The organism is Solimonas aquatica, assembly GCF_900111015.1.
GTDB classification, from domain to species: Bacteria; Pseudomonadota; Gammaproteobacteria; order Nevskiales; family Nevskiaceae; genus Solimonas; species Solimonas aquatica.
Genome location: NZ_FOFS01000002.1, coordinates 203,415 through 226,829, shown reverse-complemented (window position 1 = coordinate 226,829; position 23,415 = coordinate 203,415). Strand labels below are relative to the sequence as shown.

Sequence of the window (23,415 nt, the reverse complement as noted above, 5' to 3'; positions counted from 1 at the left end):
AGCGCGGTCTCGATCCAGTCCTGGCCGGGCGTTCGCCCTACGCGAAGCTGCTGCATCACGCTGGCTTTGCCAGCTGCCATCCATGGCGCGACTGCCACTCCCGATCCAGCCCCGGCCCGGCCATCCCTGGCCGGGCGTTCGCCCTACGCGAAGCTGCTGCATCACGCTGGCTTTGTCAGCTGCCATCCATGGCGCGACTGCCACTCCCGATCCAGCCCCGGCCCGGCCATCCCTGGCCGGGCGTTCGCCCTACGCGAAGCTTCGCTTCGCGTAGGGCTCACCCAGTGTTCTGCAGGCCTTGCGCGATGCCGTTGACCGTCGCCACCAGCGCGTGCAGCAGGCTGTCGTCCTCGGCCCCACCGGCGCGCCAGCGGGCGAGCAGATCGATCTGCAGGAAGTTGATCGGATCGACGTAAGGATTGCGCAGGCGGATGGAGTCGGCCAGACGCGGATCTGCAGCCAGCAGGCGATCCGCATTCTTGATGCGCAGCACCCAGCGCGCGGTGCGGCCGAACTCCTCGCGCACCATCGGGAAGAAGCTGTCGTGAAGCGGACCCGCCAAGCGCGAGTAGCGTTCGGCGACGCTGATGTCGCACTTGGCCAGCAGCATGTCCACGTCGTCGAGCAGGGTGCTGAAGAAGGCCCAGTCGCGCGCCATCTCCACCAGCCGCGCCTCGCCGAAAATCTGCGCGCCACGCTCCAGCGCCGAACCCAGGCCGTACCAGCCGGTGAGCACCGCACGGCACTGCGTCCAGGCGAACACCCAGGGAATCGCGCGCAGGCTCTCCACGCCTTTCATGGTGCCGCGTCGCGAAGGACGTGAGCCCAGGGTCATGCGCTCGATCACGTCGATGGGCGTGGCCAGACGGAAGTATTCGACGAACTGCGGCGCGGCGACGAAGGCGCGATAGGCCTCCCGGCCGTAGCGCGACAGCGCTGCCATGGTTTCCTTCCAGTCGGATTCGCGAGGCTCGTGGGCACGCGGGCGCAGACTGGCGAGCAAGGTGGCGCCCACCGACTGTTCCAGCTCGCGCACCGCCAGGGCACGGATGCCGAACTTGCGGTGAATCACCTCGCCTTGTTCGGTGACGCGCAGATGCCCGTCCACCGAGCCGCGCGGACTGGCCTGCAGGGCATTGACGATGCGCCCGCCGCCACGACTCGCCGAACCGCCACGGCCATGGAAGAACACGCAGCGCACGCCACGCGCCTGCGCCACTTCCAGCAGCTCCACCTGCGCGCGCTGCAAGCCCCAGCGCGAAGCCACCAGACCGCCGTCCTTGCTGCTGTCGGAGTAACCCAGCATCACGTACTGACAGTTGCCGCGCGCGGCCAGATGTTCGCGGTACAAGGGATCTTCGAGCAGGGCCCGCAGCGTGTCGGCGCCGTGCTGCAGGTCGTCGACGGTTTCGAACAGCGGCGCGATGTCCAGGGGCACGCGGCCATGCGGATCGACGCAGCCGCCATGACGCGCCAGCGCCAGCACCGCGAGCACGTCGGCGGCGCTGCGCGCCATGCTGATGATGTACAGGCCCACGGCATCATCGCCATAGGTTTCGCGCGCTTCGATCAGCGCCGTGAACACGGCGGTGACGCGCTGCGCGGTGGCGTCCTCGCAAGGCAGGAAGGCCGCTTCTCGTGCCACGTAGTGGCGCAGTCTGGCGACCTGCTCTTCGGCACCGTACTGCGGCCAATCGCTGTCCTGCAGCAGCGCGCCGATGGCCTGCGCGTGCACGCGCGAATCCTGACGGCAGTCCAGCCGCGCCAGATGAAAACCAAAAGTGCGCGCACGCCAGATCAGGCGGCGCACCGCAAACCAGCCGGCGTGCAGACCGCGATGCGACTTGAGCGAATCGGCGAGCAGCAGCAGATCGTCGATGAAGGCCCCGGCGTTGCTGTAGGCGTGCTCGCGATCATCGCGCGTGGCGCGCAGGCGGCCGCGCACCAGGGTGAGAAACACGCGATACGGCATGTCCTGATGGCGCGGACGGATGCTGGCGGCGACCTTGGGCATCTGCAGGCGGTATTGCTCGCTGCGCTCCAGCAGGGCCTCGCTGACCGTGATGCGATTGCGCGTCTGCGAGAGCAGACCGGAGAGTTCGGCCACTTCCGCCGCGTAGCGGTCCAGCACCTGCTCGCGGCTGCTGGCCAGCACCGCGCGGATGGTGTCGGCGCCGACATTGGGATTGCCGTCCATGTCGCCGCCGACCCAGGAAGCGAAACGCAGCAGACGCGGCAGCTCGGGGCGGATGCCGTAGACCTTGGCCAGCGCGTCTTCCAGCAGTTCGTAGAACACCGGGATGACGCGATACACCGGGCCGGAGAGATAAAAACCCACATGCTCGAACTCGTCGAGCACCGTGGGCTTCACCGGCGCGGTCTCGCTGGTCTGCCAGCCGGCGGTGAGCGCCATCTGCACGCGCTGCCAGTCGGCCTCGCGCTCCAGCGGCGTGCGCGCGTCATCGAAACCATTGACCAGGCAGGCGACGATTTCCTGTTCCTTCTCCAGCAGCGCGCGGCGCACCGCCTCGGTGGGATGCGCGGTGAACACCGGCTCCACATCCAGGCGCGCCAGCCAGGACAACAGCTCCTCGGCGCTCACGCCGCTGTGCTTCAGGCGCTGCAGCACGTCGAGCAGACTGTCAGGCTGCGGCAGTTCGCTGGCGCGCTGGTATTCGCGGCGGCGGCGGATGCGGTGCACACGCTCGGCAATGTTCACCACCTGGAAATACGTGGCGAAGGCGCGCGTCAGCGCCTCGGCCTCCGCCGGCGGCAGCCCGGACAGCTGCGCCTGCAGGGGCTCGGCGTCATCGCGCCGCTCGCGATACCCGATCGCGGCCTTGCGCACCGTCTCCACATGCTCGAAGAAATCCTCGCCCATCTGTTCAGCGAGCATCTCGCCGACCGTGGCGCCCAGGTGTCGCACGTCCTCGCGCAGCGCAGCGTCACGGCGGTCGCCGCCGCTGCGGGGCAGGGCATCATCGCTTGCGTCAATCATGAGTTTACGCACCAGCACGCTTCGTGCCGGATGCGCCGCCGCGTTTCAGGACAGCCAGAGGCCGAGCGCGAGCAACAAGGGCATGGCGAGATTGAGCGCGACATTGCAGGCCATCGCCGGCAGCAAGGTCTCGATCCGGTCCGGCGCATGCCAGACCCGGCGGCCTGCAAAAACCGCCAGCGGCAGACTCAGCAGTCCCAGCAGTGCCGGCACCGGCAGCCAGCCGGCCAGCACCGCCAGCGGCAGCGCGGCAAAAGCAGCCAGCAGCAAGAGCAGATAAACCCCGGCCGCAACGCGGCGACCGTAGACGATCGGCAGATTGCGCCGCCCCGCCCAGCGGTCCGCTTCCAGATCGGGAAACTGGTTGAGCAGCAGCAGGCCGTTGCCCAGAAAGAACGGCGGCAGGGACGCGGCCCAGGCGGCGGCGCTATGCGGTGCGCCCAGCGCCAGCGTGGTGCCCACCACCATCAGCGGACCGACGCCCAGCCCGGGCGCGATCAGGCACAGCCAGGGCCGCTGCACCAGCCAGAAGGAATAGCTCAGCACCAGCGCCAGACCGCTCAGTCCCAGCGGCAGCAGCGCCGGCCCCTCCTGCCATAGCAGGTACACGCCAATGGCCGCGCACAGCAACAGGGCGGCGATGGCCAGACTCAGGGCATAAGGTGCGAGCTGCGGATGTCGGGGCAGCGTGCCGCTGCCGCCGGAGAACGGGGTGCGGGTGGTCCGCGCGTCCAGACCGTTCTGGAAATCGGCCCATTCGTTGAAGGCATTGACGGCAGCATGCGCCAGCAGCGCGCCGGCCATCACCAGCCCCAGCCGCTGCCAGTCGACGCCGCCGCGCGTCCAGTGCACCACGGCGGCGCCGAGCAGCACGCAGCAGATCGACAGCAGCAGGAAAGCCGGCCGGATCGGCCCCAGCCAGGCGCGCCAGCCGGGCGGTTCCGCGGTGGCACTCAGCTCCAGCGCCATGGGTCGCGAAGCGGGAACTCAGGCGGCCTGCAGCAGCCGGTAAAGCTCGTCCTTGAGGCGCACGCGGCGCTGCTTGAGCTGCTCCACCACGGCGTCCGAGGGCGTCTCCAGTTCCTGCTCGACGCGCCGGATTTCATGATCCAGCTCGTGGTATTCGGCAAACAGCCGGGCGAAGTGCGCATCCTGGGTCTTGAGGGTGTGGATACGCTCGCGGTACTCGGGAAACTCATGTACCAGATCATGTTTTTCGAGGGTCATCAAAGGCTCCGGAAACAAGGGTGCGGACCACGCAATCGTCCGCAGAGGCATTGTGGTCCCTGGCGGACGGCCTGCTTTTGACCGCGATCAAGCGGTGTTCCGGCGCCGACAACCGGTCCATTCATTCATCCGCATAAGCGGATATACTCGTGTTTCCCCGGCCGAGGGGCGCTGCGACCCGTGATGCGGGCCAGGCTCGGGCGGATGGCTTTCGATGCAACGGCGCCCGCTTCCCGATGAATTTTCAAACACAGGAGCGAGCCGATGAGCGCCGTACTCAAAACCAAGTTCTCCGATTTCAAGGTCAAGGACCTGTCCCTGGCCGAGCTGGGCCGCAAGCGCATCGTGATGGCCGAGCAGGAAATGCCGGGCCTGATGAGCATCCGCGCCAAGTATGCGCCGCTGGCGCCGCTCAAGGGCGTGCGCCTGACCGGCTCGCTGCACATGACCAAGGAAACCGCCGTGCTGCTGGAAACGCTCGGCGCCCTCGGCGCGTCCGTGCGCTGGGCTTCCTGCAACATCTTCTCCACGCAGGACGACGCCGCCGCCGCCGTGGCCGCCGCCGGCACCCCGGTGTTCGCCTGGAAGGGCGAAACCCTGGAGGAGTACTGGGACTGCACCCTGGACGCCGTGACCCACACCCTGCCCGACGGCACACTCACCGGCCCGGAGCTGGTGGTGGACGACGGCGGCGACGTGACCCTGCTGATTCACAAGGGCTACGAGCTGGAGCAGGGCGACCGCTGGGTGGACACGCCTTCCGACAACCATGAAGTGAAGGTCATCAAGGACCTGCTCAAGCGCGTCGCCAAGGAGCGCCCGGGCTTCTGGACGCGCGTGGTGAAGGACTGGAAGGGTGTTTCGGAAGAAACCACCACCGGCGTGCACCGTCTCTACCAGATGAAGGAAGCCGGCAAGCTGCTGGTGCCGGCCATCAACGTCAACGACTCGGTCACCAAGAGCAAGTTCGACAATCTCTACGGCTGCCGCGAATCGCTGGCCGACGGCATCAAGCGCGCCACCGACCTCATGATCGCCGGCAAGGTCGCCTGCGTCTGCGGCTATGGCGATGTCGGCAAGGGCAGCGCGCACTCGCTGCGCGGCCTGGGTGCGCGCGTGATCGTCACCGAGATCGACCCGATCAACGCCCTGCAGGCGGCCATGGAAGGCTTCGAAGTCAAGACCGTGGAAGACACGCTGGGCATCGCCGACATCTACGTCACCACCACCGGCAACAAGGACATCATCACCCTCGAACACATGAAGGCGATGAAGTCCAATGCCCTGGTCTGCAACATCGGCCACTTCGACAACGAGATCCAGATGGATCGCCTCAACGCCTCCGGCGCGGTGCGCGACAACATCAAGCCGCAGGTGGACCGCTACACCTTCCCGGACAGCGGTCGCGCGATCTACATCCTCGCCGAAGGCCGTCTGGTGAACCTGGGCTGCGCGCACGGCCATCCGAGCTTCGTGATGAGCAACTCCTTCTCCAACCAGACCCTGGCGCAGATCGATCTCTGGCAGCACAAGGATAGCTACGAGAAGACCGTCTATCGTCTGTCCAAGAAGCTCGACGAGGAAGTCGCGCGCCTGCATCTGGAACAGATCGGCGTGAAGCTCACCCGCCTGACGGCGGCGCAGGCCGAGTACCTGGGCGTGTCCGTCGATGGACCGTACAAGCCGGAGCATTATCGCTACTGATGCTGGCCGTGAGGCGTGAGGACCAAAAGCTCGGCGCGCAAATCGCGCGCCGAGCCTGCCCAGGCTCTCCACATCGCCCGCGGCTGCTGGGCTGAATATCGACACCAACTGCAGATTGCCAGGCGACTGAAGCTGCCTGCAGCCGACGACTCGCTCGATGCGTTGCTGGACCGCGTGTTCGCGAAACTTGGCGCCCTGCTGAACTCTCTCAAGGCCACACCGCCATGACGTCTCACGCCTCACGCCTCACCGCTCACGATCTGAGCTTCTCCTTCGAGCTGTTCCCGCCGCGCACGCCGGAAGGCGCTGCCAAGCTGCCGGCCGTGGTCGAGAAGCTGGCCACGCTGTCGCCGTCTTTTTTCTCGGTGACCTACGGCGCGGGCGGTTCGGATCAGGACGGCACTTACGAAACCGTGGTGTCGGTGATCAAGCAGACCGGCATCGCGGCGGCGCCGCATCTGACTTGCGTGGGCTCCACGCGCGAGAAGATCGCTGCGCTGCTGGCGCGTTACCGCGCCGCCGGCATCCGTCGCATCGTGGCGCTGCGCGGTGATCTGCCGGCCACTGCGCTGTCCAGCGAGGCGCCGGGCGAGTTCCGCTATGCCAGCGAGCTGGTCAGCTTCATCCGCGAAAGCCATGGCGACTTCTTCAGCCTGGAAGTGGCGGCCTACCCGGAGATGCATCCGCAGGCAGCCAGCCCCGAGGCCGACTTCGAGGCCTTCCGCCACAAGGTGGAATGCGGCGCCAGCGGCGCGGTCACGCAGTACTTCTACAACGCCGACGCCTACTTTGATTTTTGCGAGCGCTGCGCGCGCGCCAATCTTGCGCTGCCCATCGTGCCCGGCATCATGCCGATCACCAATTACGCGCAGCTGATGCGCTTCTCCGCCGGCTGCGGTGCGGAGATTCCGCGCTGGGTGCGGCTGCGCCTGGAACAGCTGCAGAACGACAAGCCGGCGCTGCTGGACTTCGGCCTGGACGTGGTGGCGCGCCTGGGTGAAACCCTGCTCAAGCAGGGCGCGCCCGGCCTGCACTTCTACACGCTCAATCAGGCCGAGGCCACGCTCAGGCTCTGGCAGCGCCTGAACCTGCCGCTGCCCATCGCCTGACAGCCGCCGCGAGCCTGTGGGCGCGCGGCGCGCCTCTTACAATCGCGCGCATGAATCTGGTCCGCCTCCTCGACTTCACCGGCGTCGGCGTGTTCGCCGTGTCCGGCGCGCTGGCGGCCGGCGCGCGCCGCCTGGACCTGATCGGCGTGATCGTGATCGCCACAGTCACCGCCGTGGGCGGCGGCACGCTGCGCGATCTGCTCATGAACCGCACGGTGTTCTGGTTCGCCGATCCGGCCTATCTGATCGCGATCTTCGTCGCGGCGGCGCTGACCATGGTGTATGTGCGCTTCCGCCATCCGCCGCTGCGCCAGCTGGAAATCGCCGACGCCCTGGGGCTGGCGATGTTCTCGATCTCCGGCGCGCGCATCGCACAGAACGCGGGCCTGGCCGATCTGATCGTGGTGGTGATTGCGGTGATCACCGGCACCTTCGGCGGCGTGGTGCGCGACGTGCTGTGCAACGAGATTCCCATGATCCTGCGGCGCGGCAAGATGTACGCGAGCACGGTGATCATCGGCGCCTCCTTCTACGTGCTGGCGCCGCGCCTGGGCGTGCAGAGCGATGTCGCCGGCCTGGCCGGCATGGCGCTGATCGCCGCGCTGCGTCTGGCGGCCATCGTCTGGAACCTGAAACTGCCGGTGTTCGATCTCGAACGCCACCGGCGTGCGCCCTGAACCATCCAAGCGAGGACCGATGCTGCGTCTGCTCTTCTGGCTGTTGATCGTCGTCCTGTCCCTCACCCTGCTGCCGGTGGCGCTGCTGCGTTTCCTGCCGCCGCCCACCACCGCCTACATGCTGCAAAGCCCGGTCAAGCCGGTGCGTTATGAATGGGTGCCGGCCAGCCGCATCAGCGCGCCGATGCGCCGCGCCGTGGTCATTTCCGAAGACCAGAAGTTCTGGGACCACCATGGCTTCGACGTCGAGGCCATGCAGAAGGCTTACGAACACAATCAGCGCTCCAAGCGCAAACGCGGCGCCTCCACCATCAGCCAGCAGACGGCCAAGAATCTGTTCCTGTGGCCGGGTGGCGGCTATCTGCGCAAGGGCATCGAGGCCGGCTACACCGTGCTGCTGGAGCAGCTGTGGAGCAAGGACCGCATCCTGGAGATGTATCTCAACATCGCCGAGTTCGGCCCCGGCATCTACGGCGTGGAGGCGGCGGCGCAGGCTTATTTCCACGAGAGCGCGGCGCAGCTGAGCGCCAGCGAGGCCGCGCGTCTGGCCGCGATCCTGCCCAGCCCGCGACGCTGGAATCCGGTGCGGCCGGGCCCGTATGTGCAATCGCGCGCCAACTGGATTGCCGCGCAGCTGCGCGGCGGACGCAGCGATACCGACGAACCGGAAATGCCCGAATTCCTGCGTCGCGCCCTGGAAGCCGAGGAAGCCGGGCGCAGCGAGCCGCCGCCGGAACCCTCGCACACGCCCGCGCCGCCCGACACTCAGTCGCCGGACGGCGGCGAGGCAGAAGCGGCACCACCGGTGGCACAGAGCGGAGCCGGGTAGACGCTCAGCAGCGGCGGCTCGGGTGCCTCGCCGCTGATCCACAGGCGGTCCTGCGCGTCCCAGGCCAGCGCTTCAAAAATCGTGCGCCAGCGCGGCTGCCCGGGCTGGCGGATACGGCCGCTGCAGGGCCGGCGCTGCAAGGCCTGGCGCCAGGATTCGCCCGGGGTGCGGCTGAACACCATCCAGTGGGTGCCGGTGAGCACCGCCAGGTGCAGACCGTCGCGCGACAGGTCCATCGCCGTCGCCGCACCGCGATAGCGACTGTCGCCGATGGTTTCCACCGGCGCCGGCGGCTCGGGCCACCAGTCGGGCATCTCGCCCAGCAGCTGCGCCTGCTGCTGCTCGGGGCCCTCCAGATCCAGCGCATACAGCCGCGCCGGTGGGCGGATTTTCTCCAGCAGCAGGATCTGCCCGGCCTGGGCGTCCACCGCCATCGCCTCGATATCGGGGCGGCCGTCGGGATAGTCGAAGACGATGCGCCGCGCCACGCCGATCGAACTGGGCTCCAGCACCGGCAAGGGCTCCGTCAGCAGCAGGATGCGGGACTGCCGGTACCAGTGCAGGTTGTCGCCGGTGTCGGCGACGGCCAGCCAGGGTTCGCCATGCCAGGCAAAGGCGGCGATGTCCTCCCAGTCGCGGTTTTCGGCGCGCAGGTCCACGGTCTGCCGCAGACGGCCCTTCTCGTCGATGGCGTACAGCCGCGGCGGATTGCCGCTGTCGTTATGCACCCAGAACCAGCCCGGACTGCGCAAGGACGCCGCCAGCCCCGAAACTTCAAGCAGTTCCGGCACCTGCAGCTGCGGCGGCGGACCGTTCCCGGCGCCGGCCGGACCGCCGCCCAGCAGCAGCGCCGCGAGCAGCGCCGGTCGCCAAAAGCAGGCGCCTGGAAGCCTCGCAAAGCCCCGCAGAAGCTGATCATTCACTTTAAGATGGCCCGTCAATTAGCTGGATAGAATAAGAAAACTGACACTTGCCCACAGCTCATGTGGATATCTTTGTGCACAAAGTGCGCGTCGATGCGATAAGTTCCCGTCCCAGCGCTGATTTCTGCTTTTGGACCAGTTTGTATCCACGACAAATTTCCCTTTCCGATCATTTGCTTATTCATTTTTTACAGCGTTTTGACAGAAAAATGTCGCAATCTCGGCCCTCACAGCCGTACTGCTCCCGGCTTGTGCATAAGCTGCTGCGGTGCAACGGAGCAGACAGACGGTTGTCAAGCCGGTATGGCGATGGACGGTATTGATGCGCCGACTACCGCAGATTCTCTGCCTGTCCGGCCATGACCCGGGTGGCGGCGCCGGTATCCAGGCCGATATCGAGGCGATTGCGGCACAGGGCGCCCATGCGCTCAGCCTGATCACCGCCTTGACCGTTCAGGATAGTCATAACGTGCGGCGCCGGGTCGCGATCGAACCGGCCCTGCTGGCCGAACAGCTCGACTGCCTGCTGGCCGACAGCCCGGTGCGGGCGATCAAGCTGGGCCTGCTGGGCAGCGCCGCACAGCTGCCGCTGATTGCCGCCACCATCCGCCGCTGCGGGGTGCCGGTGATTGCCGATCCGGTGCTGGCCGCCGGCGGCGGCACGGCGCTCAGCGATGAAGCCTTTCGCGATCAATTCCGCCGCGAGCTGCTGCCGCTGATCACGCTGCTGACCCCCAATGCCGCCGAGGCGCGCCTGCTCAGCGGCGAGACCGAGACCCTGGCCGCCGCGCGGCGCCTGCAGGCGCTGGGCTGCGCGCAGCTGCTGGTCACCGGCGGCGATGAGCCGGATGCCGAGGTGCGCAATCTCTGGCTGGATGCGCAGGGACAGGCGCAGGAATTCCGCTGGCCCCGCCTGCCGGCGCGCTTTCATGGCGCCGGCTGCACCCTGGCCGCCGCGATTGCCGGACGCATCGCCCTGGGCGAGAGCTGGCAGGAGGCCATCACCCGGGCACAGCGCTATACCCACGAATCCTTGGCGCTGGCCTTTGCCGCCGGCCAGGGCCGCCTGATGGCCGAGCGCCTGCGCCCGCCACGGGGCGGCGGCGCATGAGCGCGCCGCTCGCCGGTCTCTACGGCATCACCCCGGCCTGGCTGCTGCAGGACGAGACGCGGCTGCTGGCCAGCGTCGCCGCAGCCCTGCGGGGCGGCGCGCGCCTGATTCAGTACCGCGACAAAACCCTGCCCGCTGCGCAGCGCCTGCGCCAGGCCACGCAGCTGGCCGCGCTCTGCCGTGCGCAGCAGGCGCTGCTGCTGATCAATGACGATGTGGAACTGGCCGCTGCCTGCGGCGCGCATGGCGTGCATGTCGGCGCCCAGGACGCCGCGCCGCAAGCGGCGCGCGAACGCCTGGGCGAGGCCGCGATCATCGGCGTGACCTGCGGCGACAGCCTGCCGCGTGCGCAGGCGGCGGTCGCGGCCGGCGCCAGCTACGTGGCCTTCGGCCGCTTCTACCCTTCGCAGACCAAGCCCGATGCGCCGCCGGCGCGGCCCGTCACGCTGCAGGCCGCGCGCGCCGCGCTCGACGTACCGGTCTGCGCCATCGGCGGCATCACACCGGACAATGCCGCGCCGCTGATTGCCGCCGGGGCGCACCTGATCGCCGCCATCGCCGGCCTGTTCGCCGCGCCCGATGTCGAAGCCGCTGCGCGCGCCTACTGCGCGGCCTTTGCCAAACCGCCACCGCATATCCCGTAGAATCCCCTCCCCGCTCGCTTCGGACCGCTGCACTCACCCGGCAGGACGCCCCGACCATGACCCGTTCCGAAACCCTGTTCGCCCGCGCTCAACAATCCATTCCCGGCGGCGTCAACTCGCCGGTGCGTGCCTTCCGCGCGGTTGGCGGCACGCCGCGCTTCATCGCCGCCGCCGAAGGCGCCTACATCACCGATGCCGACGGCCAGCGCTATGTGGATTACGTCGGTTCCTGGGGCCCGATGATCACCGGCCATCAGGACCCGGACGTGATCGCCGCCATCCGCCGCCAGGTCAGCGTCGGCGTCTCCTATGGCGCGCCCACGGAGCTGGAAATCGAGATGGCCGAACTGCTCTGCGCGCGCGTGCCCGGCGTGGCCATGGTGCGCATGTGCAACAGCGGCACCGAGGCCACCATGTCGGCGCTGCGCCTGGCGCGCGGCTATACCGGCCGCGACTACATCATCAAGTTCGAGGGCTGCTATCACGGCCATGGCGACGCCCTGCTGGTGAAGGCCGGCTCCGGCGCCCTGACCTTCGGCGTGCCCACCTCGCCCGGCGTGCCGGCGGACCTGGCCAAGTACACGCTCACCGCGCAGTACAACCAGCTCGACACCGTGGACGCGCTGCTGGCCGCACACCCGGGCCAGATCGCCGCGATCATCGTCGAGCCGGTGGCCGGCAACATGAACTGCGTGCCGCCCGCCGACGGCTTTCTGCAGGGCCTGCGCGAGCGCTGCACGCAGCACGGCGCGGTGCTGATCGTGGACGAGGTGATGACCGGCTTTCGCGTGCACCCGCGCGGCGCCTGTGGCCTGTATGGGCTGGAGCCCGATCTGATCACCCTGGGCAAGATCATCGGCGGCGGTCTGCCGGTGGGCGCCTTTGGCGGCCGCGCCGAGATCATGCAGAAACTTGCGCCGCTCGGCCCCGTGTATCAGGCCGGCACGCTCTCGGGCAATCCGCTGGCCATGGCCGCGGGCCTGGCGATCCTGCGCAAGCTGGCCGATGCGCAGCTCTACCAGACCCTGGAACAGAGCACCGCAAGCCTGCTGGAAGGCCTGGAGCAGCGCGCCAGCGCCGCCGGCGTGCCCTTCACCACCACGCAGGTGGGCAGCATGTTCGGTCTCTACTTCACCGAGCAGAAAGCCATCCGCAGCTTTGCCGATGTCTCGCGCTGCGATCTGGATGCCTTCAAGCGCTTCTTCCACGCCATGCTCGCACGCGGCGTCTATCTGGCGCCGTCGGCTTACGAAGCGGGCTTCGTGTCCTCGCGGCACGGCGAGGCGGAGATCAAGCTGACCCTGGACGCCGCCGAACAGGCTTTCGCGGCCCTGTAGCCGCCGGCGTCGATGCACGACTTCCTGCAGGTCCTGCTGGAATGGATACAGGCGCACCCGCAGGGCGCGCTGTGGCTGCTGTTCGGGATTGCGTTTTTTGATTCGCTGTTCGTGATCGGCGCCTTCGTGCCGGCGGCACCGCCCCTGTTTGCGATCGGTGCGCTGGTGGCCATGGGCGGCATGGAACTGTCCTCGGCCATCGTCATCGCCGCGCTCGGCGCGCTGTCGGGCGACAGCATCAGTTTCTGGCTGGGCCGTCACTACGGCGAGCGCCTGTTCAACTCGCGGATGCTGGCGCGACATCCCGAAGCCCTGGCGCGCGGGCAACGCTTCTTCGAACGCTTCGGCGCCTTCAGCGTGGTGCTGGCGCGCTTTCTGGGTCCTCTGCGCGCGCTGACGCCGGCGCTGGCCGCCGCCGCCGGCATGCGCTACTGGCTGTTCCTGCTCGCCGACATCATCGGTGCCTTCGCCTGGGCCGGTGCGCTGATTCTGCCCGGCGTGGTGTTCGGCGCCTCGCTGGGCCTGGCGGCGGAAGCCGCGGGACGTCTGGCCAGCCTGCTGCTGGGTCTGGTGGTGCTGCTGTGGCTGGTGCTGTGGCTGGTGATGATCATCGCGCGCCTGCTGCAGCGTCACGCCAGCGCCTGGGTGCATGCGCTGCTGGACTGGAGCCAGCGCCATCGCGGCATCGAGCGCTACAGCATGGCGCTGCTGGATGAGGACCTGCCGGAAACCCCGGCGCTCACGGTGCTGGCCATGGTGCTGCTGCTGGCGGCCGGTCCGCTGCTGTACTTGAGCGCCGGCAGCGGTCTGCACAGCTACCCTTCGGCCCTGGACGCGGCGATCTTCCAGGTGATGCGCGACCTCAACACGCCCTCCGGCGTGGTGCTGGCCCAGCATCTGGTGCAGATCGGCAGCTGGACCGTGTACGGACCGCTGGCGGTGCTGGTGCTGCTCACCCTGCTGGCGCTGCGCATGCTGCGCGCCGCCGCGCACTGGCTGGCGGCCCTGGCCTTCGGCGGCATGATTGCCCTGGGTCTGTACGCCATTCCCCTGCTGCCGCAGCCCTTCGATTATTTCGACACCACCGATGCAGTGGCCGCGCATGGCCGCGATCTGGTGCTGGCCATCATCACCTACAGCTTTCTGCCGGTGCTGCTGTCCACCGGCCAGAACGCGGCGCTGCGCCTGATTCACTACTCGGCCTCGGCCACGGTGATTCTGCTGGTGCTGCTGGCGCAGCTGTATCTGGGCCTGCAATGGCCCAGCGTGGCGCTGCTGCTGCTGGGCTTCGGCCTGGGCTGGACCGCCTTGCTGGGCATCGGCTACCGCCGCCACGGCGCGCTGGCGCTGCCGGCCGGCCGGGTGCTGCCGGTGGTGGCCCTGGGTTTCAGTCTCGCCCTGGGCTGGCAATGGCAGCATCCGGAACGCAACCTGGAGAATCAGCGCCCGGTGCTGCACGCACTGAGCCTGAGTCAGTGGCAGGGCGCAGCCTTCAAACGCCTGCCGCCGCAGCGCCTGGACACCAGCGGCCGTCTGCGCCAGACCTTCACCCTGCAATGGGCCGGTGAGCTGGAGGTGATCGCCGCGCAGCTGCGCGCCGCCGGCTGGCAGGAGCCCGCCGCGCTGAGCCCGCGCCAGGCCCTGCACTGGCTGACCAGCTCGGCTGCCATCGCCGATCTGCCGGTGCTGCCGCAGGTGCACGCCGGACACAATCCGGCGCTGGCCATGCGTCTGCCGGTGGATGCGGAAGAGCAATACTTCCTGCGCCTCTGGCCCACGCGCTACCAGCTCGACGATGGTCGCCGCATCTGGATCGGCAGCGTCGCGCGCCAGCAGGCGCGCAGCTTCCATCGCCTGCTGCGCTATCCGGTGGCCGTGGAGCTGCATCCGCCGCTGGCGCCCCTGTTCAATACCCTGCCTGCCGAGACCCAGCGTATTCCCGGCCCGCTGTGGCTGCTCTGGTCGCTTTCGCCGCGTGAGCCGGCGGCGGCCGCGCCTTCCGCTTCACCTTGAGAAGAAATCCGCATGTCTGAATCCGGAATGTTTGCCAAGCTGCGCGCCCGCCTGAACAAGGGCGATTCCTGGCTGACCCGCGATCTCTCCAGCCTGTTCACCGCCGACAAGCTCTCACCGGACGCGCTGGAAGAACTGGAAACCCGTCTGCTGATGGCCGATGCCGGCGTCGAAGCCACACAGTGGCTGATCGAACGCCTGCAGAGCGAGCTCAATGCCGGCCGCATCAAGAACGACAAGCAGCTGCGCGCGGCGCTGAAGAAAGCCCTGCTGGAACTGCTGGAGCCCATCGCCAAGCCCTTGCAGATGCCGGGCTTCATCAAGCCCTTCATCCTGTTCGTGGCCGGCGTCAACGGCGTGGGCAAGACCACCACCATCGGCAAGCTCGCGCATTACTACAAGAAAGCCGGCAAGAAGGTGCTGCTGGCCGCCGGCGACACCTTCCGCGCCGCCGCCGTGGAGCAGCTGCAGACCTGGGCGCAGCGCGTGGACGTGCCTTGCCTGTCGCAGGGCGAGGGTGCGGATTCGGCCTCGGTGATTTTCGACGCCGTGCAGTCGGCCAAGAGCCGCGACTTCGATCTGGTGATCGCCGACACCGCCGGACGCCTGCACACGCAGAGCCATCTGATGGATGAGCTGCGCAAGATCAAGCGCGTGGTGCAGAAGCATGATCCTTACGCGCCGCACGAGGTGCTGCTGGTGGTGGACGCCACCACCGGCGGCAATGCCCTGACCCAGGCGATCCAGTTTCACGAGGCCATCGGCCTTACCGGCATCGCCATCACCAAGTTGGACGGCACCGCCAAGGGCGGTATTCTGCTGGCCATCGCGCGACGCATGGCCCTGCCGGTGCGCTTCATCGGCATCGGCGAGGGCATCGATGATCTGCAGCCCTTCGACGCCGCCGCTTACGTGGACGCCCTGATAGCCGAGTGACCGACCCGGTGGACGATTTCATCGTGTTCCAGCAAGCCTCCTGCCGCTACGACGGCGGGCAGGACGTGCTCAGCGAGCTGAGTTTCAGCGTGGCGCAGGGCGAGATGGTCTACATCACCGGCCACAGCGGCGCCGGCAAGAGCACGGTGCTGCGCCTGATTGCGGCACTGACCCGCGCCTATCGCGGCCAGGTTTCGGTGATGGGCCAGAATGTCGCGGCCCTCAATCCCGCGCAGGTCGCGCAGTTCCGCCAGCACATCGGCCTGGTCTTCCAGAACGGCCATCTGCTCAATGACCGCACGGTGTTCGACAACGTCGCCCTGCCGCTGGTGATCCGCGGCTACGCCTATCAGGACATCGGCCGGCGCACGCGCGCCGCGCTGGACGCGGTGGGCCTGCTGAACAAGGAAAAGGCGCTGCCGCCGACCCTGTCCGGCGGCGAACAGCAGCGCGTCGGCATCGCCCGCGCCATCGTCACCAAGCCGGCGCTGATTCTGGCCGACGAGCCTACCGGCAATCTCGATCCGGAAATGGCCCTGGACGTGATGCGCGGCTTTGCGCGCTTCAACCAGACCGGGGTCACGGTGCTGATCGCCACCCACGCCATCGATCTGATCCAGGCCCTGCCGCAGCGCATCCTGCACCTGGATCAGGGCCGGCTGAGCAGCGAAGACCCCCTGAGCGCCGCCAGCCTGGGAGCCGCGCATGGCCATGCTTGAGTCCGGCCTGACCCGGCCCAACTGGCTGCGGCGCATGGGCCAGGAACACACGCGCGTGTTCTTCTTCTCGCTGGGCAAGATCGCGCGCGCGCCGCTGGCCGCCGCGCTCAGCGCCCTGGTGATCGGCATCGCCCTGGCGCTGCCGGCCGGGCTCTACGTGCTCACCCAGAACCTGGCGCAGGTGGGCTACAGCTGGCAGTCCTCGCTGCAGATCTCGGTGTTTCTCAAGGACAGCGTCGGGCCCGAGGCCGGCACCGCGCTCGCCCAGCAGATCGGCAGCGACCGCCTGGTGGCCGGCACCCGCTATATCTCGCGCGAGCAGTCGCTGGCCGAGTTTCGCGCGCAGTCCGGCTTCGGCGAGGCCCTGGACATCCTCAAGGACAATCCGCTGCCGGCGGTGATCGTGGTGACCCCGCAGGCGCAGGCCAGCCAGAAAGAGGTGGAGCAGCTGGGCGCACGGCTCAATGCCCTGCCGGAGGCCGACGCCGCCAAGCTCGACCAGAAATGGCTGCTGCGCCTGCACGCCCTGCTCGACATCGGCCAGCGCGTGGTCAGCATCCTGACCGTGCTGCTGGGCCTGGCGGTGATGGTGATCATCGGCAACACCGTGCGCCTGGACGTGGAAGCGCGCCGCGAAGAGATCGAGGTGATGAAGCTGATCGGCGCGCCGGACAGCTTCATCCGCCGCCCCTTCCTCTACGCCGGCTTCTGGTATGGCCTGGCCGGCGGCCTGCTGGCCTGGGCGCTGGTGGCGGGCACCGTGCTGATCCTTTCCGGTCCGGCCGGCGAGCTGGCGCAGGCCTACGGCAGCGGCTTCATCGCCAGCGGCCTGCCCTGGCGCGATGGCCTGGCGCTGCTGGCCACCGGCGTGCTGCTCGGCTGGGCCAGCGCCTGGATCGCCGTGACGCGGCGCCTGATCGCCATAGAGCCTCGCTAAGCGGTTCATTAAAAACAATCATTTAACGTCTGGCGGGGAACTTGCTTAAGCTGTTAGCACTCCAAGAATCCGAGTGCTAGACTCAAACCCAGACATGGGAGGTAACCCGAAGATGAGCCAGACCACTGCCCTGAGCCTGCGTAGCAGCAGCGCGCTGATGCCGCTGACCGGCAGCCTGGACGCCTACATCGCGCACGTGAATCGGGTGCCGGTGCTGGACGCGGCCGCCGAAAAGGAACTCGCCGAGCGCCTGCAGGACAAGCAGGATCTCGCCGCTGCGCAGCAGCTGGTGCTCTCCAATCTGCGCCATGTGGTGCACATCGCCCGCGGCTATCTGGGCTATGGCCTGCCGCTGGCCGACCTGATCCAGGAAGGCAATATCGGCCTGATGAAGGCAGTGAAGCGCTTCGACCATAACGTCGGCGTGCGCCTGATCAGCTTCGCCGTGCACTGGATCAAGGCCGAGATCCACGAGTACATCCTGAAGAACTGGCGCATCGTCAAGATCGCCACCACCAAGGCGCAGCGCAAGCTGTTCTTCAATCTGCGTTCGGCCAAGCAGTCCCTGGGCTGGCTGAGCCAGAAGGAAGCCGAGGCCATCGCCGCGGACCTGAAGGTCAAGCCCGAGGAAGTGTTCCAGATGGAAGCCCGCCTGGGCGGCCACGACGTCTCCTTCTCGGCCACGCCGGGCGAGAGCGAAGAGTCCAGCTACATGCCCGAGGACTACCTCGCCACCGAGGCCGACGAGATCGGCGCGATCGAGGAAGCGCAGTGGCAGGACGAGCGCGAGACCCGCATGCAGGAGGCTCTGGGCCAGCTCGACGCGCGCTCGCGCGACATTCTGGCGCGCCGCTGGCTGCACGAGGGCGAGAAAGCCGGACTGCAGGAACTGGCCGATGAGTACGGCGTGTCGGCCGAGCGCATCCGCCAGATCGAGGCCGCCGCGATGAAGAAGCTGCGCAAGGCCATCGAAGCGCCCGTCGCCGCTTAAGCGCAGGACGTGACACAAAAAACCCGGCCATCGGCCGGGTTTTTTTATGCCGCCGGGCGGCGCACCTGCGACTTGCGGCAGGCCGCACTCAAGAATGTCGCGTAGACAGCCGCTGCTGGAAGCGTGGTGATTTTTCGAGGAAGAGAGCCCGCAATGGCGCCCCATCAACAATACATGCAAGGCGAAGCCGAAGACCCCAAGCAGGCGGTCGCGGAACTGGCCAAGGCCCTGCACGAGCTGCGCAGCACGCAGGCACAGCTGCTGCAGGCGCAGAAGCTGGAGTCCATCGGTCAGCTCGCCGCCGGCATCGCCCATGAAATCAACACGCCGATCCAGTATGTCTCGGACAACGTCGGCTTCATCAAGCGCTGCTTTGATCTGCTGACGGCCTATGTCGATGTCGCGCAGCCGCTGATCGAGGACTACCGGCAGCTCAAGCCCGATTCGCCCTTGCTGGCCGCCGCCGATGCCGCGATCCGCCGCGCGCGCCTGGACTATCTGCGCAAGCAGATGCCGGCGGCGCTGGAACAGGCCATCGAAGGCCTGCAGCGGGTGATCGTGATCGTGGCGGCGATGAAGCAGTTCTCGCATCCCTCCACCGCCGAACACACCAGCGTGGATCTGGCCGAGCTGATTCACACCACCGTGACCATCGCCCGCCACGAGTGGAAGTACGTGGCCGAGATGGATGTGCAGCTGGACCCGGACCTGCCCAGCGTGCCTTGCCAGCGCAACGAGATCAGTCAGGTGCTGCTGAATCTGATCGTCAATGCCGCGCACGCCATCACCGAACTGGTCGGCGAGAATGCCGAGCAGAAGGGCCACATCAGCATCCGCACCGCGCGCTTCGGCGAGTTTGCCGAAATCCGCATCTGCGATACCGGCAGCGGCATTCCCGAGGCGATCCGCAGCCGCGTGTTCGATCCCTTCTTCACCACCAAGGCGGTCGGCAAGGGCACCGGACAAGGGCTGGCCATCGCTTATTCCACCGTGGTGGAAAAACATCGCGGGCAGATTTTCTTTGAAACGACGACCGGCAAGGGCACCTGCTTCGTGGTGCGCCTGCCGCTGCAATCGGCGACGGAGAGTGCGTCATGAAGGTGTTGTTCGTCGACGACGAGCCGCATGTGCTGGAGGGCATCGAGCGCTCGCTGTTCACCCTGGATTGCGACTGGGACGTGCAGTTCGCCAGCAGCGGTGCGGCGGCCCTCAAGCGTCTGGAAGACTGGTCGGCCGACATCGTGGTCTCTGACATGCGCATGCCCGGCATGGACGGCGCCGAGCTGCTGACGCGCGTCAAGCAGCGCTGGCCGGACACCCTGCGCGTGATTCTGTCCGGCTACACCGAGCAGGAAGCGGCGTTTCGCGCCATGCACGTCTCGCATCAGTTCCTGGCCAAACCCTGTCAGGGCGGCGATCTGGTGGAGGCGCTCAACCGTCTCATCATCATGCGCGACCTGGTGCCCTCGCGGCAGCTGCGCGAGATGCTCGGCGCTATCGCCGAGCTGCCGCCGTCGCCGCGCATCTATCTGCGCCTGCGTCACCTGCTGGAACAGGACAGCTCCGGCACCGGCATCATCGCCAGCGTCATGGAGCAGGACCCGGCGCTGAGCAGCACCGTGCTCAAGCTCGCCAACTCCACCTTCTTCCGCCGCAGCCATCCCATCGTCAGTGTGCACGCGGCGGTGATGCGTCTGGGCGTGAGTCTGCTGCACAATCTGGTGCTCACCGCCGAATGCTATCCGCCGCAGCCCGGCGTGGACGTCGAGCAGCTGCGCGAGCGCTCGCTGCTGGCCTCGCTGCTGGTGCGCAAGCTGGCGCCCAGCGGCATCGACGTCGAATGCTGTGTCAGCGCCGCGCTGCTGGCGCACGTCAGCGCTCTGCTGCCCAAGGTGGTACAGGCAGCGCAGGATGAGGGCGGCGCGGTCAGCCCCGCGCAGATCGCCGCCTATCTGCTCGGCATCTGGGGTCTGCCGCTGCCCATCGTGTATACCGTGGCCCGTCATCAGAGGCCGCTGGAACACGAGCCGCAGCGCTTCGGTGCCATCGGCGTGGTGCACGCCGCCATTGCGCTGGCGGACAGCAGCGAACCGGATTTCGCCTATCTGGAGCAAGTCGGCATGGCCGCGCAGTGGCCGAGCTGGCTGCAGATAGTGGAAGTCCTGCGTCATGACCAGCAAGCCTGAAGCCTTGCCGCGCGTGCTGTGTGTGGACGACGAGCCACACTTGCTCGCGGCCCTGGAGCGCACGCTGTTCGACCAGTATGAGCTGGTGACCGCCACCAGCGCCGGCGACGCGCTGACCGTACTCAAGCATGAGCCGCCGTTTGCCGTCGTGGTTTCCGACATGCGCATGCCGGGCGTCAACGGTGCCGATTTTCTCGCCGAGGTGCGTCGCCAGTATCCGGCCGTCAGCCGCATCCTTCTCACCGGTTATGCCGACACCGAATCGGCGATCGCCGCCGTGAACCGCGGTGCGATCTTCCGCTACCTGAGCAAGCCCTGCCCGCGCGAACAGCTGATCGAGGCCATCGATGCCGGCGTGGCCCTGCATCGCCGCCACGAGATCGAACGTCAGCTGCTGTCCACCACGCTGGCCGGCGTGGTGAAGCTGCTCAGCGAACTGCTGGCGATGGCCGCGCCGCAGGCCTTCCAGCGCGCGAGTTTCCTGCAGGCCTGCGTGCGCCATGCCCTGCCCAAGCTGGGCTGGAGCGAGCCCTGGCGTTATGAGATGGCCGCGGCACTGTCACAGATCGGCTGTATCGGCATCCCCGAGGGCGAAGCCGATCCGCTGTCTGAAAACGCCGAGCACGCCGAGACCGCCTGGCGGCTGCTGTCGCCGATTCCGCGCCTGGAGAGCATCGCGCTGATGCTGCGCTACCAGACCAGCGTGGCGCCGGAGGACGTCGGCAGCGAGGTCATGCAGGGCGCCACCTTGCTGCGCGCGGCGCTGCATCTGCAGACCCTGGCACCGCACAAGATCGACGCCGCCGAGGTGTTGCGCCGCCTGCGCATGGCCAAGCCGGCGCTGCCGGGCTCCATCGTCGAAGCGCTGGCCGATTTCCGCGGCGCCTGGAGTGAGCAACGCCTGGAGCGCGTGGACAAGCTGCAGCTCGGCAGCGTGCTGGATCAGGACGTGCGCACCAAAACCGGCATGCTGGTGCTGTCGAGCGGCCATGAACTCACCCAGGCCGCGATTCTGGCGCTGCAGCGCCTGCTCAGCACCGATGCCATCGAGCACACCGTCAGAGTGCGCCTGCGGCTCGGTTGAGCGTTCTCAAGCCGCCAGCAGCGGCCAGAGATAGTGGTCGAGCAGCAGCAGGCTGAAGATGCCCATCAGGTACACGATCGAAAAACCGAAGGTGCGCATCGGCAGACCCGGCCGCGGCCACCATTTCAGGCAGATCGCGTAGTACAGAAACACCGCGTCCAGCGCCAGCGCCCCCAGCAGATAGATCAGCCCCGACATCGCGGTGGCGAACGGCAGCACCGTCACCGCCGTGAGCAGAATCGTGTACAGCAGCACCTGGGTGCGGGTGTAGTCGATGCCGTGCGTCACCGGCAGCATCGGGATATCGACCTTGGCGTACTCGTCGCGACGCTCGATGGCCAGCGCCCAGAAATGCGGCGGCGTCCAGATGAAGATGATCGCGAACAGGATCAGCGCATGCGCGTGCACCTCGCCGGTCACCGCCACCCAGCCCAGCACCGGCGGCGCGGCACCGGCGGCACCGCCGATCACGATGTTCTGCGGCGTGGCGCGCTTCAGATACAGCGTGTACACGCCGGCATAGCCGATCAGCGTCAGCTGCGTGAGCACGGCGGTCAGCGGATTGACGAGCACCCACAGCAGGGCAAAGCCGCCCAGGCCCAGCAGCGTGGCAAAGGCGATGGACTCGGTCATGCTCAGCGTGCCGGTGACCAGCGGCCGGCCGCAGGTGCGCGCCATGCGCGCATCGATGTTGCGGTCGATGATCTGGTTCACCGCCGCCGCACTGCTGGCCTGCAGCGCGATGCCCAGCGTGCCCCAGAGCAAGGCACTCAGCGGCGGCAGTCCGGGCACGGCCAGAAACATGCCGACCACGGCGGTGAACACGATCAGCATCACCACGCGCGGCTTGCACAGCTCGTAGTACTCGTTCAGACGCGAGGGCGCCGTCGCGGCGCTGGCAGTGGCGCGCGCCATCAGCCCACGCTCCGCGCAGGGTCGCGCACGAAGTAATTGAGCGCCACCAGCGTGCCCAGCAGCAGCTCGGCGCCGAGGTTATGCAGGGCCGCCAGCCACAGCGGCCATTGCAGATGAATCAGTCCCACGCCGATGCTGATCTGCAGCAGCAGTGCCGCGAGCACGGCGCGGCCCAGCCAGCGCCAGCGCGCCTGTGCCTGACGCAGCAGCGCCGAACCCAGCGCGATCAGCACCACGCAGACCAGCAGCGCGCCGAGACGATGGAAGTAATGGATGGTGACGCGCGCCCGCGCATCGAGAATGCCGTGCTCGTAATTGATGCCCAGGCCGTGCCAGAGCGTGAAAGCCTGCTGCACATCCAGATCCGGCAGATAGCTGTGCTGGCAGCTGGGAAAGTCCGGACAGGCCAGGGCCGCGTAATTGGTGCTGGTCCAGCCGCCGAGAAAAATCTGCAGCGCCACCACGATCAGGCCCAGGGTCGCAAAGCGACGCAGGCCGGAGGAAACCGGCGGCGTGCGATCCGCCGCCGCCTGCGGGCGCGTCGACAGCCACATCCAGAGCAGCAGCGAGAACGTGGTCATGCCGCCCAGCAGATGCCCGGTCACCGCCAGCGGCTTGAGCTGCCAGGTCACCGTCCACATGCCCAGCACACCCTGAAAGATCACCACGCCCAGCAAGGCAATCGGCAGTTTCTTGGGCAGGCCCGGCTGCCTGCCGAACAGGCTCATCAGGGCCAGCACGGTGATGAACAGCCCCAGGGTTTCGGCGAGATAACGATGAATCATCTCCTTCCAGGCCTTGGGGGCCTCCACCGGCCGCTGCGGGAATTGCTGCTCGGCGGCCTGCACTTCGTGCGGCGCGTCGGGCACGGTGAGATGGCCGTAGCAGCCCGGCCAGTCCGGACAACCCAGGCCCGCGTCGGAGAGACGCACGTAAGCGCCCACCACGACCAGGCAGAAACACCAGATCATGGCGATGAGATTGAGGCGGCGAAACCAGAGCATGACAGCGCGTTTCCGACGATTGGAGAAGATGAATGAGTGACGGCGTGCGGCACGCGGCGGGCAGGCATTCT

At 67.6% G+C, this 23,415-nt stretch carries 22 protein-coding genes and 1 riboswitch; of the genes, 16 read left to right on the top strand and 6 right to left on the bottom strand.

Going from position 1 to position 23,415, the window contains the following annotated elements; all coding sequences use genetic code 11:
* Positions 1-277: 277 nt before the first annotated feature.
* The 3 genes from ppc to BMY12_RS03690 are packed head-to-tail and all read right to left on the bottom strand — an operon-like array spanning position 278 to position 4,225.
* Complete coding sequence (gene ppc, locus BMY12_RS03700; protein WP_093282202.1) at positions 278-2,998, bottom strand: phosphoenolpyruvate carboxylase; 2,721 nt, start codon at positions 2,996-2,998, stop codon at positions 278-280.
* A gap of 45 nt (positions 2,999-3,043) precedes the next feature.
* Positions 3,044-3,967, bottom strand: coding sequence for a prenyltransferase (locus BMY12_RS03695; protein ID WP_093282199.1), 924 nt, complete (start codon positions 3,965-3,967; stop codon positions 3,044-3,046).
* An 18-nt stretch (positions 3,968-3,985) separates the two neighbouring features.
* A complete protein-coding gene (locus BMY12_RS03690; RefSeq protein WP_093282197.1) occupies positions 3,986-4,225 on the bottom strand; it encodes an HP1242/YdcH family protein in 240 nt (79 codons plus the stop codon).
* A gap of 157 nt (positions 4,226-4,382) precedes the next feature.
* A riboswitch (S-adenosyl-L-homocysteine riboswitch) is annotated at positions 4,383-4,460 on the top strand.
* Positions 4,461-4,489: 29 nt separating this feature from the next.
* On the opposite strand from BMY12_RS03690, the gene ahcY reads away from it, so the two are divergent.
* The 5 genes from ahcY to mtgA are packed head-to-tail and all read left to right on the top strand — an operon-like array spanning position 4,490 to position 8,544.
* A complete protein-coding gene (gene ahcY, locus BMY12_RS03685; protein WP_093282194.1) occupies positions 4,490-5,929 on the top strand; it encodes an adenosylhomocysteinase in 1,440 nt (479 codons plus the stop codon).
* A gap of 15 nt (positions 5,930-5,944) precedes the next feature.
* On the top strand, positions 5,945-6,157 hold the full coding sequence (locus tag BMY12_RS03680) for a four helix bundle protein (RefSeq protein ID WP_093282192.1): 213 nt from the start codon (positions 5,945-5,947) through the stop codon (positions 6,155-6,157).
* A complete protein-coding gene (gene metF, locus BMY12_RS03675) occupies positions 6,154-7,038 on the top strand; it encodes a methylenetetrahydrofolate reductase [NAD(P)H] (RefSeq protein WP_093282189.1) in 885 nt (294 codons plus the stop codon). The genes BMY12_RS03680 and metF overlap by 4 nt, the downstream gene beginning before the upstream one ends.
* Positions 7,039-7,088: 50 nt before the next feature.
* Positions 7,089-7,715, top strand: a complete 627-nt coding sequence (locus tag BMY12_RS03670) for a trimeric intracellular cation channel family protein (RefSeq protein ID WP_093282186.1) — start codon at positions 7,089-7,091, stop codon at positions 7,713-7,715.
* A 19-nt stretch (positions 7,716-7,734) separates the two neighbouring features.
* Complete coding sequence (mtgA, locus tag BMY12_RS03665) at positions 7,735-8,544, top strand: monofunctional biosynthetic peptidoglycan transglycosylase (protein ID WP_093282183.1); 810 nt, start codon at positions 7,735-7,737, stop codon at positions 8,542-8,544.
* Here the strand turns inward: mtgA and BMY12_RS03660 are convergent.
* Positions 8,481-9,467 (bottom strand): hypothetical protein, encoded by a 987-nt coding sequence (locus BMY12_RS03660; RefSeq protein ID WP_093282180.1) that lies wholly within the window; start codon positions 9,465-9,467, stop codon positions 8,481-8,483. The two genes, mtgA and BMY12_RS03660, sit on opposite strands and share 64 nt — an antisense overlap.
* A gap of 322 nt (positions 9,468-9,789) precedes the next feature.
* Between BMY12_RS03660 and thiD the strand changes: the two genes are divergently transcribed.
* The 11 genes from thiD to BMY12_RS03605 all read left to right on the top strand — a co-directional run bounded on the left by thiD (position 9,790) and on the right by BMY12_RS03605 (position 21,425).
* Positions 9,790-10,578 (top strand): bifunctional hydroxymethylpyrimidine kinase/phosphomethylpyrimidine kinase, encoded by a 789-nt coding sequence (gene thiD, locus BMY12_RS03655; RefSeq protein WP_093282178.1) that lies wholly within the window; start codon positions 9,790-9,792, stop codon positions 10,576-10,578.
* Positions 10,575-11,222: a thiamine phosphate synthase gene (gene thiE / locus BMY12_RS03650; protein ID WP_093282175.1), complete on the top strand. Its 648-nt coding sequence runs from the start codon at positions 10,575-10,577 to the stop codon at positions 11,220-11,222. The genes thiD and thiE overlap by 4 nt, the downstream gene beginning before the upstream one ends.
* Positions 11,223-11,278: 56 nt before the next feature.
* Positions 11,279-12,559, top strand: a complete 1,281-nt coding sequence (gene hemL, locus BMY12_RS03645) for a glutamate-1-semialdehyde 2,1-aminomutase (protein WP_093282173.1) — start codon at positions 11,279-11,281, stop codon at positions 12,557-12,559.
* 12 nt (positions 12,560-12,571) lie between these two features.
* Positions 12,572-14,572: a VTT domain-containing protein gene (locus BMY12_RS03640; RefSeq protein WP_093282170.1), complete on the top strand. Its 2,001-nt coding sequence runs from the start codon at positions 12,572-12,574 to the stop codon at positions 14,570-14,572.
* Between the two features lie 12 nt (positions 14,573-14,584).
* Entirely contained in the window at positions 14,585-15,508 is a 924-nt protein-coding gene (gene ftsY / locus BMY12_RS03635) for a signal recognition particle-docking protein FtsY (protein ID WP_093282168.1), read from the top strand.
* Positions 15,505-16,227 carry a cell division ATP-binding protein FtsE gene (locus BMY12_RS03630; protein WP_093282165.1) on the top strand — a complete coding sequence of 241 codons (723 nt, stop codon included), beginning with the start codon at positions 15,505-15,507 and terminating at the stop codon, positions 16,225-16,227. The genes ftsY and BMY12_RS03630 overlap by 4 nt, the downstream gene beginning before the upstream one ends.
* Complete coding sequence (gene ftsX, locus BMY12_RS03625) at positions 16,214-17,164, top strand: permease-like cell division protein FtsX (protein WP_093282163.1); 951 nt, start codon at positions 16,214-16,216, stop codon at positions 17,162-17,164. The genes BMY12_RS03630 and ftsX overlap by 14 nt, the downstream gene beginning before the upstream one ends.
* Before the next feature lie 112 nt (positions 17,165-17,276).
* Positions 17,277-18,155 carry an RNA polymerase sigma factor RpoH gene (gene rpoH / locus BMY12_RS03620; RefSeq protein ID WP_093282160.1) on the top strand — a complete coding sequence of 293 codons (879 nt, stop codon included), beginning with the start codon at positions 17,277-17,279 and terminating at the stop codon, positions 18,153-18,155.
* 153 nt (positions 18,156-18,308) lie between these two features.
* On the top strand, positions 18,309-19,253 hold the full coding sequence (locus tag BMY12_RS03615) for a sensor histidine kinase (RefSeq protein ID WP_093282158.1): 945 nt from the start codon (positions 18,309-18,311) through the stop codon (positions 19,251-19,253).
* Positions 19,250-20,341 (top strand): HDOD domain-containing protein, encoded by a 1,092-nt coding sequence (locus tag BMY12_RS03610; protein ID WP_093282155.1) that lies wholly within the window; start codon positions 19,250-19,252, stop codon positions 20,339-20,341. The genes BMY12_RS03615 and BMY12_RS03610 overlap by 4 nt, the downstream gene beginning before the upstream one ends.
* Complete coding sequence (locus BMY12_RS03605; protein WP_093282152.1) at positions 20,325-21,425, top strand: response regulator; 1,101 nt, start codon at positions 20,325-20,327, stop codon at positions 21,423-21,425. Before BMY12_RS03610 ends, BMY12_RS03605 begins: the two co-directional genes overlap by 17 nt.
* Before the next feature lie 6 nt (positions 21,426-21,431).
* Here the strand turns inward: BMY12_RS03605 and cyoE are convergent, their stop codons facing one another.
* The gene (gene cyoE, locus BMY12_RS03600) at positions 21,432-22,340 is read right to left on the bottom strand and encodes a heme o synthase (protein ID WP_093282149.1); all 909 of its coding nucleotides are present in this window, start codon (positions 22,338-22,340) and stop codon (positions 21,432-21,434) included.
* The gene (locus tag BMY12_RS03595) at positions 22,340-23,344 is read right to left on the bottom strand and encodes a COX15/CtaA family protein (protein ID WP_093282146.1); all 1,005 of its coding nucleotides are present in this window, start codon (positions 23,342-23,344) and stop codon (positions 22,340-22,342) included. Before BMY12_RS03595 ends, cyoE begins: the two co-directional genes overlap by 1 nt.
* Positions 23,345-23,415 lie beyond the last annotated feature (71 nt).